Below are 12,761 nucleotides of genomic sequence, written 5' to 3'. Positions count from 1 at the left end.
CACGCTTGCCAGCATGGCCTCCTAATCTAGCGCAACGGCCCGGGGATTGGAGGCTTTCGATGCGCGCTCAGTCCCTCTCCTGAAGGAACAGGCCGCAAGGTCCTCAAAGCGCAGCCGCGGCCATCTCCAGCTGTGTCAGCCGCCGCGCCATGCGCCCGACGAAGTTCTGCGTCACGTGCGGCAGCGCCCGCTGTGTCGGCACCACGATGCCCACCTGCAGATGGTCCAGCGCCGGCAGCGCGAAGGGCCGCCACAGCAGCTCGCCGCGCCGCAGCTCCTCGATGAAGGCGATCTTGGAGAAGCAGGAGATGCCCTTGCCGCCCATGATCAGCCGCTTGAGCAGCGGCGTGGAATTGCAGGTCGCGGCCGGCTCCATGTCGTCCCAGAAGGCGGCGAATTCGGCCGACAGCGCGGCGCTGATCACCGGGTGCGAGCTGGAGCGCAGGAAGGGGTAGGGCGCGCAGTCCTTCAGCGCCACGCGGTCATGCTTGGCCAGCGGATGGCCGGGCGGCATGACGATGCCGATCGGCAGGTCCGCCAGGCTCACCGCCTTCACCCCGCCCGGCAGGCGGCTGACGAAGCTCAGGCCCACGTCGGCCTGGCCGGACATCACCAGCTGCGGCACCTCCATCGGCTGCGTCGAGGTGATGGTGTAGGTGACGGCGGGGAAGATCTGCAGGAACTCCTCGACCGCGGAGGGCAGCAGTTCCTCGAAGAAGGAGTCCATCGCCGCCACCTTCACGTGGCCGGTTCGCTCGCCGCGCAGCGCGTCGAGCTCGGTGCGCATCACCTGGAACTGGTGCAGCGTTTCCTGCGCGTGCTTGAGCAGGCGCTCGCCGGCCGGGTTCAGCCGCAGGCCGTTGGGCAGGCGGTCGAAGAGCTCGACGCCGAGCTCGTCTTCCAGCTTGTGGATCTGCCGGTTGATCGCGCTGGCCGCGACGAAGAGGCGCTCGGAGGCCTTGCGCACCGAGCCGCAGCTGGCGACCTCGATGAAGTACTTCAGGATGCTGGCATGCATGGCACGGCGGACTCATTCACACCTTCTGAGTCTGCATCAGCCGGCCGCTGCCGCTGCCTCCATGGCGACGACGGCCGGATGGTCGCAGGCGATGCGCCGGCCCTCGGCGCCGCCGGGCGAGCCCAGGCCGCTGACCTCGGGCGCGAAGAACTCGCGGTTGATCGCGATCCAGTGGCCCATCTCCGGCGGCAGCCGGAATTCCTCGTAGATGGCCTGGGTCGGGCAGGCTGAGACGCAGATGCCGCAGTCGATGCATTCATCCGGGTGAATGTACAGAGTGCGGCCGCCCTCGTAGATGCAGTCGACCGGGCAGCACTTCACGCAGGCGCCGTCCTTGATGTCGACGCAGGCGCCGGTGATGACGTGGGCCATGGCTGCCTCCTCAGCGCCCCTGCCACTGGGGCTTGCGCTTCTGCTGGAAGGCGCGCACGCCCTCGTCGGCATCTTCCGAGCGCAGCGCGGCCATCAGCGCGGGCAGGCGCTGGCCGTGGGCCTGCAGCGGCGTGAGGGTGCCGGTGCGCCGCACCACCTGCTTGATCGCCTTGAGCGACAGCGGGGCGCAGGCGAGCATCTGCTGGACCCAGCGGTTGACCGCGTTGTCGAGCTCGGCGCGCGGCACCACCTCGTTGATCAGGCCGATCTCGGCGGCGCGTGCGGCGCCGACGCGCTGGCCGGTGAGCATCATCCCCATCGCGTGGCGGAAGCCAATCTGGCGCTGCAGCAGCACCATGCCGCCGTCCAGCGGCAGCCGGCCCACCAGCGGCTCGGGCAGGCCAAAGCTGGCTTCCTCGCAGGCCACCGCGATGTCGCAGCCCAGCACCATCTCCAGCCCGCCGCCGAGCGCCAGGCCGTTGACGCGGGCGATCACCGGCACGTCCAGCGTCTCGCGCAGCGCGATGCCGCCGAAGCCGCCGGGACGCGAGGCGCCCCAGTACTCCACGCCCTTGAGGTTGGAGGTGTTCTTCAGGTCCGCGCCGGCGCAGAAGGCGCGCTCGCCGGTGGCGCCCAGCACCACGACGCGCACGTCGTCGCGCTGCTCGATGTCGGCCCAGATGCGCAGCAGCTCGGACTCGGTCGGCATGTCGACCGCGTTGAGGACTTCGGGCCGGTCGATGATGACGGTCGCGACGTGGTCGTCGACGTTGTAAAGCACGCTCATGCGTCGGCCTCCTCGATCAGCGCGCGTGCCTCGGCGAACAGTTCCTGCGTGTGCTCGCCCAGCTTCGGCGGCGCGCGGCGCAGGCCAGCCTGCGCGCCGGACATGCGGATCGGGCTGGCGATGAACTTCAGTGCACGCCCGCTGGGCGAGCTGCCCTCCAGGATCATGCGGTTGTGCAGGGTCTGCGGATCGACCAGGGCCTCGCGCATGTCGCGCACCGGGGCTGACAGCAGGTCCTGCTCCTCCAGCCGGGCCAGCCAGTGCTCGCGCGTGTTGGCGGCGAAGCGCTCGCGGAAGATGGTGTGCAGCTCGGCCTTGTGCGCGAACTGGGCGGTGAGGTCGGCGAAGCGCGCATCCAGCGACAGGTCCTCGATCTCCAGCGCGGCGCAGATGTCGCGCAGCGGGTTGGCCTTGAACGCGCCCACCAGCACCAGCGGCCCGGTCTGCGTGTGGAACACGCCCGACAGCGGCATCGCGGCCCAGTTGACCTCCGAGTCCTCCATCATGATCATCGCCGCCTCCTGCATCTGCATGGCGAGCATCGAGTCGTAGAGCGAGACGGCGATCTTCTGGCCCTCGCCGGTGCGCTCCCGCTGCAGCAGCGCGAAGAGGATGCCCTGCACCATGTGCATGCCGGCGGTGTAGTCGGCCAGCGCCGTAGGGTAGATGGACACCGGCACCGACGCATCGGCGCGGCGCGCCATCACGCCGGTCAGCGCCTGCGCCAGCACGTCCTGCCCGCCCTTGTGCGCGTAGGGGCCCGATTCACCGAAGCCCGTGCCCACCGCGTAGACGATGCGCGGGTTGATGCGCCGGCAGTCCTCGTAGCCCAGGCCCAGCCGCTCCATCACGCCGGCGCGGAAGTTGTTGGTCACCACGTCGGCGTCGGCGATCAGCGCCTTCACCAGTTCCATCTGGGCCGCGTCCCGCAGGTCGATCTCCACGCTGCGCTTGTTGCGGTTGAGGCTGCAGAAGATCGGGTTGTCCTCGCCGGCGACGGGCGCGAAGGTGGAGCGGCTGAGGTCGCCCGCGCCCTTGCGTTCGATCTTGATCACGTCGGCGCCATGGTCGGCCAGCATCTGGGTGCAGACCGGGCCCATCATGACCTGCGTGAAGTCGATCACGCGGATGCCGGAGAGGGGCAGCTTGTCATTCGTGTTCATGGTGGTCATCACGCGGCCTCCGCGAAGGAACGGGCGATGGCCGGGATGTCGGCATTCGGGCCCTTCTGGTCGCCGGGGTCGGCGCCTTGCGCGCGCAGGGTGCGCTGCAGCTTGGCGATGTCCACGTTGCGCACCGCCACGCCGGCGCTCAGCGACAGCGCGGCGGCGGTGCCGGCAGCCTCGCCCATCGCCATGCAGGGCGGGATCTCGCGCGAGATCTTCTGCGCGGCCGAGGTCGACGAGTAGTGGCGGCCGGCCACCAGCAGGTTCTCCACGCTGCGCGGCACCAGGGTCCGGTAGGGGTAGTAGTAGTCGCGGCCACGCGCCACGCTGTCCTCGAAGCGCACGCGCTGGGCCACGTCTTCCTTGCTCATGACGTACTCGCCTTCCAGCAGGCGCGTCTGGCGGATGCCGGTCTGCGGCGCCAGGTCGACCAGGTAGCAGTTGGCGAAGCCGGGCAGCTTGGCGCGGATGAACTCGATCACCTTGTGGATGGTGGCGCGGCCCTGCACTTCGGCGCGGGTCAGGTCGGCGACCTGGAGGCCGTCCAGGCCCGCCATGTGCGGGCAGTTGCACCACACCACGCCGGGCAGCGGGGTCTTGAGCCACCACGAATCCCAGGCGCCGCCCAGGATGTGCTTGACCTCGCGGTCGAGCGCCGCGAAGGCGGCGGGCTCCTCGTGCTCGAAGCGCTCGGCCTCGTCGGTGTCGACCCCGCCCAGGCGGAACACCGTGGTCACGATGTAGGCGCCGCTGATGTGCGGCGCGCCGGCCGAGGCTGCCACGTCCAGGTCGCCGGTGGCGTCGATGACCACCTTGCCCAGGATCGCTTCGCGTCCGCTCTTGGATTCGACCACCACGCCCTTGACCTGGCCGCCTTCCACCAGGGTGCGCGAGAACCAGGAGTGCAGGCGCAGGTTGATGCCGGCCTGCTGCACCATCTCGAGCGAGGCGCGCTTGAAGGCGTCCGGGTCGAAGGCGGCGGCAAAGCAGATCGGGTGCGGCTTTTCCTTGCTGTGGAAGTCGAAGGTGCCCCAGCGCTTCCAGCGGCGCACCGACTCGGGCAGGGCGCCCCAGTCCTTCTGCTTCGGGTACTCGGCCAGGCCGCGTTCGGCTATGCGCTCGATCATCTCCAGGCAGATGCCGCGCACCGAGATCTCCTGCAGGTGGCTGTCCCACATGTCGTCCAGCACCAGCACCATGCCGCCGGAGGCCAGGCCGCCCAGGTGGTTGTAGCGCTCCAGCAGCGTCACGCTGGCGCCGTTGCGCGCCGCGGCCAGCGCCGCCGCCTGTCCGGCGGGGCCGCCGCCGACCACCACCACGTCCGATTCGGCCGCCACACGAATGTCGTGGGCAGGCTCCTGCATCCAATCGCCAATACGGCTCATCACTATCTCCTGTCTAAATGTCGGGGTGTTCGGGGACTCAGTGCGCGTTCTCTGGCTGCCATCTGATGACCCAGCGCTCGGCCAACGTCACCAGGAGGAAGAAGAGGCCCGAGAGGGTGGCGCTCATCACGATCGCTGCGTAGAGCAGCGGCGAATCGAAGTTGAAGGTGGCCTGCAAAATCATGGCGCCGATGCCCACGGTCGCACCGACCCATTCGCCGATCACGGCGCCGATCACGCACATGGAAGCCGCGATGCGCAGGGCCGAGAACAGGTAGGGCAGCGCATTGAGCAGCCGCAACCGGAAGAAGATCTCGGCCTTGCTGGCCGACAGCACGCGCATCAGCTCCATGGCCTGCGGGTTCACCGACTCCAGGCCGCGCACCATGTTCACCAGCGTGGGGAAGAAGCACACCAGCGCGGCGATGGTGATCTTGGGCTCCATGCCGTTGCCCATAATCAGCACCAGCACCGGGGCCTTCGCGACCAGCGGCACGGCATTGAACATCAGCACCACCGGGAAGAAGATGTCCTGCAGCGTCTTGTTGTGCACGAAGACCGTGGCCACCGCGATGGCCGCCAGGTTGCCCAGCAGGAAGCCGCCGGCCGCCTCCATCGCGGTGGGCAGCAGGTTGTCCAGCAGCACCGCGCGCTTGGCGTAGAGGGTCTCGACCACCGCCCAGGGCGAGGGCGCGATGAAGGGCTTGACGTCGAAGACCGCGATCACGGCCCACCACAGCACGATCAGGCCGGTGATGCCGAGGGCGGGCAGGATGCGGCGGCGCCACATGCGGCGCTGGCGGGCCGTGGCCCAGGCCTGGTACTCGGTGTCGGCCGCGGCGAGGGTGGCGGCGGATGCGCTGCTGGCGTCGATGGAAGAAGTGCTCATGGCTCGGGCCTTGTTCAACAGGTTTCAGCAGGTTTCCAGCACGCGCCGCAGGTGCGCCGTGAGGCGCACGAATTCGGGGGTCTCGCGGATGTCCAGCGTGCGGTCGTCCGGCAGCTCGACAGGCACGATCTCGCGCACGCGTCCCGGGTTGGCCGCCAGCATGAGCACGCGCTGGCCCAGGAAGGCGGCCTCGTGGATGCTGTGGGTGACGAAGAGGATGGTCACGCCGGTCTCCTTCCAGACGCGTCGGATCTCCTCGTTGAGCCGGTCGCGCGTGATCTCGTCGAGCGCGCCGAAGGGCTCGTCCATCAGCAGGATCTTCGGGTCGCTGGCCAGGGCGCGCGCGATCGACACGCGCTGGCGCTGGCCGCCCGACATCTCGTGCGGCCAGGCATGGGCGCGGTCCTTCAGGCCCACCAGCTCCAGCAGCTCCTGCGGCGAGCGGCGGCCCTTGCGGCTCGCGCCGCCGCCGACCTGCAGCGGCAGCTCCACGTTCTGCAGCGCGGTGCGCCAGGGCAGCAGCGCCGCGTCCTGGAACACGAAGCCGATGTCACGGTTCTTGCGCGCGGCCTGTGCGCTGGACGAAAGCACCTCGATACGCCCGCGGCTGGGCTCCAGCAGGTCCGCGACCACGCGCAGGAAGGTGGACTTGCCGCAGCCCGAGGGGCCGAGCAAGGTGATGAACTCGCCCTGGGCGACGTCGAGATCCAGGCTCTTGATCGCGGTGACGTCGCGGCGCTCGGTGAAGAAGCGCACGCCGATGTCGCGGCAGGAGATCGCCGGGCTGGCGCTGACGACAGCACTCATATCAGTTCTCCCAGCGGCAGTTGGAGACAGCGACGCATGCGATGCGGGACCCATCCGGGGAACACCGCGGAACCGGCTTTGCCGGGCCGCTGGTGTTGCCCCCGGAGAGGGGGTTGGCGGACCACACGAAGTGGGGGAGCCTGGGGGTGAACGTCATTTCAGGCTTTCCCCATCCGCAGGGCGGTGGTGGCTTTCAGGCCGTCGAGCCAGATCACGTCTTCCACCTTCGGCGTGCGGGCGGTGAACTGGCCCAGCTCCGCGTAGGTGTTGATCTGGTCCTGCCACACGGCCGGGTCCATCGCGCCCCAGCCCTGGGTCTGCGCGAGGCCGCCGAAGCTGTAGTCGAGCATCACGTCCACCGCCGCGCGCTCGTCCTCGCGCTTGAGGTTGGGGTACTCCTTGACCAGCAGGTCCACCGCCTGGTCGCGGTTGGCGCGCACGTGCTGCCAGCCGCGGGTGGTGGCGCGGATGAAGGCCTCGATCACCTTGGGCTGGGTTTCGATCGTCTTGGTGGTGGCGTAGTAGGGCAGGGCATAGAGCTGCACGCCGCCGTCCCACAGGGTGAGGTCGACGCGGTCCGGGCCCAGGGTCTTGAGCGCGGTGGTGCTGGTGAGCCAGCCGGTCACCACGTCGACCTGGCCGGTCAAGAGCGGCCCCATGTCGGCGCCGACGGTGACGAACTTGACGTCCTTCTCGGCGATCTTGTTCTTGGCCAGCAGGGCGCGCAGCAGCACTGCGGCGGTGGAGGGAATGCCCACCTTCTTGCCCACCAGGTCGGCCGGCTTGCGCACCGGGTTCTTGGCGAGCGAGAAGAAGGTGAAGGGGTGCTTCTGCGCGCCGACCGCGAAGCACTTGATCGGCAGGCCCTGCGAGACCGCCAGCATCACCGAGGGGCTGGAGGACACCTGGCCCACCTCGTGGCGGCCGGAGGCCACGATGGCCACGCCGTCGATGTTGGGGCCGCCCGGCTGGATGGCGAAATCGATGCCTTCCTGCTCGTAGAAGCCGAGGCGCTTGGCCACGACCTCGCCGATCTGGTTGACGCCGACGATCCAGCCGAGCTGCATGTTGATGCGGGCCTTGCCCTGGGCGTGGGCTTCGATGGACAGCAGCCCCCCGGTCGAGAGGCCGGCGGCGGCCATGAGCGAGGTCTGGAGGAGGCGTCGGCGACCGGGATCGCAAAGTGTGGCCATGGCAGATTTCCTTTGAAGACGGGACAAGCGGAAGTGGCGACCTGGGCCTTCGCCGGCGCCGAAAAAAATGCGGCAGCGAAGGCTCGATGAGGCGAATGCTAGGAGGCGAAGGCGTTGCCTCCAAGAACCGTTTTTCGCCCCGGGTGAGCTAAAAATCAGCTCAGCAATACCTGTGGAAAACCCTGTATCTCAATGAGACATGTGATTGAAACGCAGACAGTTTTCTTGTTCGAATTCCAGCCGAAAGCGGTTTCTTTCCAGTGAACGCTTCGCTGCGCTCTAGCGCGGAATCGATGGCATGAACTGTGCAAGTTCCAGGCATCGTTTTCCGGAGAAGCCCCATGAGTGAGGGTCAAGCCATCGCCGACCGGCCGGCGACCGAGTCGCTGCTGGACGCCGACATCGACGTCCTGAATCTGTCGCTGCGCACCGCCAATGTGCTGCGTCTCAACCAGCTCCACACGGTGCGCGACGTGACGCGCGTGCCGGCGAAAAAGCTGTTCGTTCTTTCGCGGCTGGGCCGCAATTCGCTGCGCGAGATCGTCGAGAGCGTCAACCGGCGGGGTTTGCACCTCGCCGACTGAGCCACTGCACATCGCGGCCCGCGCCCCCCGGTGAGGGGGTTGGCGGACCACACGAAGTGGGGGAGCCTGGGGGAGCGCTCAGGTTCGGCGGAAGGCCAACACGGCGTTGGTGCCGCCGAAGGCGAAGGAATTGCTGATCGCGGCTTCCAGCCGCAGCGCTGCTGCGCCCTGCTGCGGCACTAGGTTCAGGCGGCATTCCGGATCGATGTCCGCGCCGTGGGCGTTGGGCGGCAGTTGCCGCCGGTGCAGGGCCAGCACGGTGATCACCGCCTCCAGCGCGCCGGCGGCGCCGAGCAGGTGGCCGTGCAGGGCCTTGGTGGAGCTCACCTGCAGGTCGTCGAGCGCTTCGCCCCACACGTCCGCCAGCGCATTGCGCTCGACCACGTCGCCGATGCGCGTGGCCGTGCCGTGCGCATTGCAGTAGCCCACCTCGTCCGGCGACAGCCCAGCCGTGCGCAGGGCGGCGCGGAGGGCGCGGGCCTGGCCGGCGGCGTCGGGCTTGGTGAGGTGGGTGGCATCGCAACCGATGCCCCAGCCGGCCAGCCGGGCATAAGTGCGTGCACCGCGCGCGCGGGCGCGCTCGGCCGATTCGAGCACCATGAAGGCCGCGCCCTCGCCGAGCGCGAAGCCGTTGCGGTCGCTGGCGAAGGGCCGCACTGCGCGCGCCGCCTCGCCGGGCTCGAAGGCGGCGAGGGTCTGCATCGCCTGCCAGGCCAGCACCACGCCGGGCACGATCAGCGCCTCGCTGCCGCCGGCGATGGCGAGATCCACCTCGCCGCGCTGCACGGCCTTGGCTGCCTCGGCCAGCGCCACGCCCGAGGAGGCGCAGGCCACCGAATAGGTGAGCACCGGGCCCTGGACCTGGCGGCGCATCGCGATCTGCGCGGCCGGTGCATTGGGCATGAAGGCGGGAATGGTCAGCGGCGGCACGCGGCCGTTGGCGCTGCGGTAGGCGGCCTCCAGCGCGGCGGCGCCGCCCATGCCGCAGCCGGCGTAGATGCCGATGCGCTCGGGTGCCACGTCCTGCGGCGCGCCGGCGTCACGCATCGCCATCTCGGCCGCTGCGACGGCGAGCTGGCTCACGCGGTCCACGCCGGCCAGTTGGAGCTTGGTGAACCAGCCCAATTCGTCGAAGGGAGCGAGCGCGGCCGCGGCCGGCTTGGGCAGCTCGGGGAACACGGGCTGCAGCGCCGATTCGCCGCGCATCAGCGCGTCGAACATGGCGCCGGCATCGTCGCCGTGCGGGCTCACCACGCCCAGCCCGGTGACGGCGACTTCCACCACGCTCATCTATTTGGCCTGGGCCGTCGCGGCGCGCTCGGCCAGGAGCCGGTCGACCACCTCGGCCAGCTCGGCCAGCGTGTCGATGTTCGTGTCCTGGTCGGGCATCGTGATCTTGAAATGGTCTTCGATGGCGAAGACGAATTCGACCAGCGCGAGGGAGTCGAATCCCTTGTCGCGCATCGATGCGTGGGGGTCGAGCGCCGCGGCATCGAGGCCGTATTTTTCCTGGATCAGGTCCTGTAATTGTTTCAGCGAACTCATTGGGCGATGTCCGTCGTCACGCGGAGGGCCATGGGGTCATCGGTGGGGGATGATATCCGCTCGCCCGAACATGCGCGTGGGCGGACGGGCCGGCTTCGGCCGCCAGTGCATCGAGGGAACCGCGAAGGCGATGCCCAGCAGCGCGCCGGCCACCGCATCGAACACCACGTGTTGCTTGACCGCCAGCGTCGACCAGGCGATGGCGGCGAACCATAGCCAGTTCACCAGCCGCGGCCAGGGCGGCGTGCGGGCCTGGCGCAGCACGTCGTCGATGCGGATCGCGGTGAACATCGCGACCGCGACGTGCATCGAAGGACAGGCGTTGCCGGGCGCGTCCATGCCCTGCAGCAGCGCGAAGCCCGGGAAATCGGAGCTGCCGGCCATGCCCGGCGGCACCTGTGTCGGCCAGAGGAGGAAAAGGCCCAGGCCGGCGAGGCACAGCGCGCCGACCCACAGGCCGTAGACCACCAGTTCCCTGAAGTTCGCCTGCAGCCCGGGCGCCACGCCCACGTAGACCCACAGCGAGAAGTACGCCACCAGCATTTCAGGCTGGAACGGGATGAGGATGTCGAGCGCCGTCAGCGGCATCACCGCGACCGGATTCGCCGGATGACGCAGCAGCTCGAAGTAGCCGATGAAGAAGAGCCAGGTGAAGACCGTGACGCCGACGAGCTTCAAGGCCAGCAGGTGGCGGATGCGGAAACGGATGTCGGCGGTCCAGGTCGGCGCAGGAGAAGAGGGCATGTGCGGGCAGGTGGGGCCGTGCGTCGACGTCGGTCACCGTTTCCTGCACGAATGCCCGAGCATGCCCGTTTTCGCGCCGGCGCGGAACCCTCGTGCTGGAAGCGCGCCTGGGGCGCCCCTCATCCCAGCGCCGGCAGCACCGTCCCCCGGCTCTCGCCGAAGCCGATGCGCGCATGCCCCGGCTTCTCGCACCAGCCGCGCAGCAGCACCGCGTCGCCGTCCTCCAGGAAGGCGCGCGTTTCCCCGTCGGCCAGTGCGATCGGCGACTGCCCCGCGCGCGTGAGCTCGATGATCGCGCCGGCCTCGCCCGGCCCCGGGCCCGAAATGGTGCCGCTCCCGAACAGGTCGCCGGTCTGCAGGCTGCAGCCGCCCACCGTGTGGTGCGCCACCATCTGCGCGATGCTCCAGTACTGGTGCCGGAAGCTGGTGGACGACAGGCGCGAAGGCGCGTTGCCCGCCGTGCGCGCCTTGGCGCTTTCGAGCCAGACTTCGAGCTGGATATCGAGCGCGCCGTGCGCGCGGTTGCCCTCGTCCTCGAGATAGGCCAGCGGCTGCGGATGGTCCGCGGGCCGCGTCCATGGCAGGCGGTAGGGCGCCAGCGCCTCGAGCGTCACGATCCATGGCGACACCGTGGTCGCGAAGTTCTTGGCGAGGAAGGGCCCGAGGGGCGCCATTTCCCAGAACTGGATGTCGCGCGCCGACCAGTCATTGAGCAGGCACAGGCCGAAGATGTGGTCTTCCGCGCGCGCCAGCGGGATCTGCTTGCCGGCCGCGTTGCCCTGGCCGATCCAGATGCCGAGTTCGAGTTCGTAGTCCAGCCGGGCGCATGGGCCGTAGGCCGGCGCGCGGGCACCGGGCGCCATCGTCTGCCCCATGGGCCGGTGGAAGCGCTGGCCGCTGACTCCGATCGTCGAGGCGCGGCCGTGATAGGCGATCGGGATCCACTGGAAGTTGGGCGTGATCGGGTCGTCGGGCTTCCATAGCCGCCCGACGTTGAGTGCGTGGTCGATGGAGGTATAGAAGTCGGTGTAGTCACCGATGCGCGCGGGCAATGCGAACTCCGCTTCCGCCAGCGGGATCAGGCATGCGCGCACGGCGTCGGCAACTTCCGTCGGCGCGTCGTCCTCGAGCAGCGCGAACACGCCATGGCGCAGGGCACGCCACACGCGCGGGCCGAGCGCGAAGAAGTCGTTGAGCGCGGACTGCGCGCAGGCGCGCGCGCCATCGAGCGCCGCGCCGTCGAGTTGCCGGCTGGAGGCCAGTGCCGCCAGGTCCAGCACCTGGTCGCCGATCGCGATGCCGCCCCGGTAGGGTTCGCGGCTTCCTGTGCGGTGGAACACTGCCATGGGAAGGTTCTGGATCGGGAAGTCGCAGCCTTCGGCCTGGGCCGTGGGCACCCAGCTGCGCACGCTTGCGTCATGCGTGTGGTTGAGCGTCGTCGTCATCGCGGCTGCACCGTGCTCGCCATCAGGGCATCGTCGAAGATCGCGACCGCGCGCGTCCAGCCGGCCGAGGCGCCGCGGATCTTGTGCGGGAAGCAGCTGATGAAGAAGCCGTCCGGCGGCAGCGACTCCAGGTTGTGCAGCTTCTCGATGTGGCAGTAGCCGATGTCGCGGCCGGCCTTGTGGCCTTCCCAGATCAGCGAGGCGTCGTGCGTCTCGCCGTATTTCTTCGCGGTGTGGACGAAGGGTGCATCCCAGCTCCAGGCATCGGTGCCGGTCAGGCGCACACCGCGCTCCAGCAGGTACATGGTGGCCTCGTAGCCCATGCCGGCGCCGGCGGCGACATAGTCGTTGTGACCGTAGCGCGAGCCCGCACGGGTGTTGACGACCACGATCTCCAGCGGCTTAAGCGTGTGGCCGATGCGCTTCAGCTCCGCCTCGACGTCGTCGGCGGTCACCACGTAGCCGTCCTCGAAATGGCGGAAGTCCAGCTTCACGCCGGGCTGGAAGCACCACTCCAGCGGCACATCGTGGATGGCGATGGCGGGCTTCTTCTCGCCCAGCGCCTTGTCCATCGTGGAGTGGAAGTGGTAGGGCGCATCGAGGTGCGTGCCGTTGTGCGTGGACAGCTGCACCAGCTCCACCGCCCAGCCCTCGCCGTCGGGCAGGTCTTCCTTCTTCAGGCCGGGGAAGAAGGGCTCGATCTGCGCGAAGGTGTTCTCGTGGGTGAAGTACTGGATCTTCGGCGCGAAGGCCGGCGGGTCGCTCATCACGTCGTTCTCCAGGTAGATCGAGAGGTCGACGAATCGTCGGGTCATGGGTGGGGCTC

At 69.0% G+C, this 12,761-nt stretch carries 14 protein-coding genes; 1 reads left to right on the top strand and 13 read right to left on the bottom strand.

Going from position 1 to position 12,761, the window contains the following annotated elements:
• Window positions 1-103: 103 nt before the first annotated feature.
• From A8M77_RS12715 to A8M77_RS12680, 8 genes are all read right to left on the bottom strand, one after another.
• Entirely contained in the window at window positions 104-1,018 is a 915-nt protein-coding gene (locus A8M77_RS12715; RefSeq protein WP_086921861.1) for a LysR family transcriptional regulator, read from the bottom strand.
• 36 nt (window positions 1,019-1,054) lie between these two features.
• Window positions 1,055-1,390 carry a ferredoxin gene (gene fdxA / locus A8M77_RS12710; RefSeq protein ID WP_086921860.1) on the bottom strand — a complete coding sequence of 112 codons (336 nt, stop codon included), beginning with the start codon at window positions 1,388-1,390 and terminating at the stop codon, window positions 1,055-1,057.
• A gap of 10 nt (window positions 1,391-1,400) precedes the next feature.
• Window positions 1,401-2,177 (bottom strand): enoyl-CoA hydratase-related protein, encoded by a 777-nt coding sequence (locus A8M77_RS12705; RefSeq protein ID WP_086921859.1) that lies wholly within the window; start codon window positions 2,175-2,177, stop codon window positions 1,401-1,403.
• On the bottom strand, window positions 2,174-3,349 hold the full coding sequence (locus A8M77_RS12700) for a CaiB/BaiF CoA transferase family protein (protein WP_238136800.1): 1,176 nt from the start codon (window positions 3,347-3,349) through the stop codon (window positions 2,174-2,176). Before A8M77_RS12700 ends, A8M77_RS12705 begins: the two co-directional genes overlap by 4 nt.
• Window positions 3,349-4,728 carry an FAD-dependent oxidoreductase gene (locus tag A8M77_RS12695; protein WP_086921858.1) on the bottom strand — a complete coding sequence of 460 codons (1,380 nt, stop codon included), beginning with the start codon at window positions 4,726-4,728 and terminating at the stop codon, window positions 3,349-3,351. The genes A8M77_RS12700 and A8M77_RS12695 overlap by 1 nt, the downstream gene beginning before the upstream one ends.
• Before the next feature lie 37 nt (window positions 4,729-4,765).
• Entirely contained in the window at window positions 4,766-5,617 is an 852-nt protein-coding gene (locus tag A8M77_RS12690; protein ID WP_086921857.1) for an ABC transporter permease, read from the bottom strand.
• A 24-nt stretch (window positions 5,618-5,641) separates the two neighbouring features.
• Entirely contained in the window at window positions 5,642-6,424 is a 783-nt protein-coding gene (locus A8M77_RS12685) for an ABC transporter ATP-binding protein (protein ID WP_192871598.1), read from the bottom strand.
• 158 nt (window positions 6,425-6,582) lie between these two features.
• Window positions 6,583-7,617 (bottom strand): ABC transporter substrate-binding protein, encoded by a 1,035-nt coding sequence (locus A8M77_RS12680; RefSeq protein ID WP_086921855.1) that lies wholly within the window; start codon window positions 7,615-7,617, stop codon window positions 6,583-6,585.
• Window positions 7,618-7,958: 341 nt separating this feature from the next.
• Between A8M77_RS12680 and A8M77_RS12675 the strand changes: the two genes are divergently transcribed.
• On the top strand, window positions 7,959-8,201 hold the full coding sequence (locus A8M77_RS12675; RefSeq protein WP_086921854.1) for a DNA-directed RNA polymerase subunit alpha C-terminal domain-containing protein: 243 nt from the start codon (window positions 7,959-7,961) through the stop codon (window positions 8,199-8,201).
• 78 nt (window positions 8,202-8,279) lie between these two features.
• Here A8M77_RS12675 and A8M77_RS12670 read toward each other — a convergent pair whose 3' ends face one another.
• The 5 genes from A8M77_RS12670 to A8M77_RS12650 form a co-directional block, all read right to left on the bottom strand.
• Window positions 8,280-9,491, bottom strand: coding sequence for a beta-ketoacyl-[acyl-carrier-protein] synthase family protein (locus A8M77_RS12670; protein ID WP_086921853.1), 1,212 nt, complete (start codon window positions 9,489-9,491; stop codon window positions 8,280-8,282).
• The gene (locus A8M77_RS12665; protein ID WP_086921852.1) at window positions 9,492-9,746 is read right to left on the bottom strand and encodes an acyl carrier protein; all 255 of its coding nucleotides are present in this window, start codon (window positions 9,744-9,746) and stop codon (window positions 9,492-9,494) included.
• Window positions 9,747-9,782: 36 nt separating this feature from the next.
• Window positions 9,783-10,490 (bottom strand): phosphatase PAP2 family protein, encoded by a 708-nt coding sequence (locus A8M77_RS12660; RefSeq protein ID WP_086921851.1) that lies wholly within the window; start codon window positions 10,488-10,490, stop codon window positions 9,783-9,785.
• 119 nt (window positions 10,491-10,609) lie between these two features.
• Window positions 10,610-11,935, bottom strand: a complete 1,326-nt coding sequence (fahA, locus tag A8M77_RS12655) for a fumarylacetoacetase (protein ID WP_086921850.1) — start codon at window positions 11,933-11,935, stop codon at window positions 10,610-10,612.
• Complete coding sequence (locus A8M77_RS12650) at window positions 11,932-12,750, bottom strand: cyclase family protein (protein WP_086921849.1); 819 nt, start codon at window positions 12,748-12,750, stop codon at window positions 11,932-11,934. The genes fahA and A8M77_RS12650 overlap by 4 nt, the downstream gene beginning before the upstream one ends.
• Window positions 12,751-12,761: the final 11 nt, after the last annotated feature.

This window comes from Variovorax sp. JS1663, assembly GCF_002157355.1.
Lineage (GTDB): Bacteria > Pseudomonadota > Gammaproteobacteria > Burkholderiales > Burkholderiaceae_C > Variovorax.
Note: the sequence above shows the minus strand (reverse complement) of the source record. Positions and strands in the feature narration are given on the sequence as shown.

What these genes read in the sequence shown, in the direction of transcription:
- A8M77_RS12715 (WP_086921861.1), bottom strand. Translation starts at nt 1,018, where the DNA reads ATGCATGCCAGCATCCTGAAGTACTTCATCGAGGTCGCCAGCTGCGGC.
- fdxA (WP_086921860.1), bottom strand. Translation starts at nt 1,390, where the DNA reads ATGGCCCACGTCATCACCGGCGCCTGCGTCGACATCAAGGACGGCGCC.
- A8M77_RS12705 (WP_086921859.1), bottom strand. Translation starts at nt 2,177, where the DNA reads ATGAGCGTGCTTTACAACGTCGACGACCACGTCGCGACCGTCATCATC.
- A8M77_RS12700 (WP_238136800.1), bottom strand. Translation starts at nt 3,349, where the DNA reads ATGACCACCATGAACACGAATGACAAGCTGCCCCTCTCCGGCATCCGC.
- A8M77_RS12695 (WP_086921858.1), bottom strand. Translation starts at nt 4,728, where the DNA reads ATGAGCCGTATTGGCGATTGGATGCAGGAGCCTGCCCACGACATTCGT.
- A8M77_RS12690 (WP_086921857.1), bottom strand. Translation starts at nt 5,617, where the DNA reads ATGAGCACTTCTTCCATCGACGCCAGCAGCGCATCCGCCGCCACCCTC.
- A8M77_RS12685 (WP_192871598.1), bottom strand. Translation starts at nt 6,424, where the DNA reads ATGAGTGCTGTCGTCAGCGCCAGCCCGGCGATCTCCTGCCGCGACATC.
- A8M77_RS12680 (WP_086921855.1), bottom strand. Translation starts at nt 7,617, where the DNA reads ATGGCCACACTTTGCGATCCCGGTCGCCGACGCCTCCTCCAGACCTCG.
- A8M77_RS12675 (WP_086921854.1), top strand. Translation starts at nt 7,959, where the DNA reads ATGAGTGAGGGTCAAGCCATCGCCGACCGGCCGGCGACCGAGTCGCTG.
- A8M77_RS12670 (WP_086921853.1), bottom strand. Translation starts at nt 9,491, where the DNA reads ATGAGCGTGGTGGAAGTCGCCGTCACCGGGCTGGGCGTGGTGAGCCCG.
- A8M77_RS12665 (WP_086921852.1), bottom strand. Translation starts at nt 9,746, where the DNA reads ATGAGTTCGCTGAAACAATTACAGGACCTGATCCAGGAAAAATACGGC.
- A8M77_RS12660 (WP_086921851.1), bottom strand. Translation starts at nt 10,490, where the DNA reads ATGCCCTCTTCTCCTGCGCCGACCTGGACCGCCGACATCCGTTTCCGC.
- fahA (WP_086921850.1), bottom strand. Translation starts at nt 11,935, where the DNA reads ATGACGACGACGCTCAACCACACGCATGACGCAAGCGTGCGCAGCTGG.
- A8M77_RS12650 (WP_086921849.1), bottom strand. Translation starts at nt 12,750, where the DNA reads ATGACCCGACGATTCGTCGACCTCTCGATCTACCTGGAGAACGACGTG.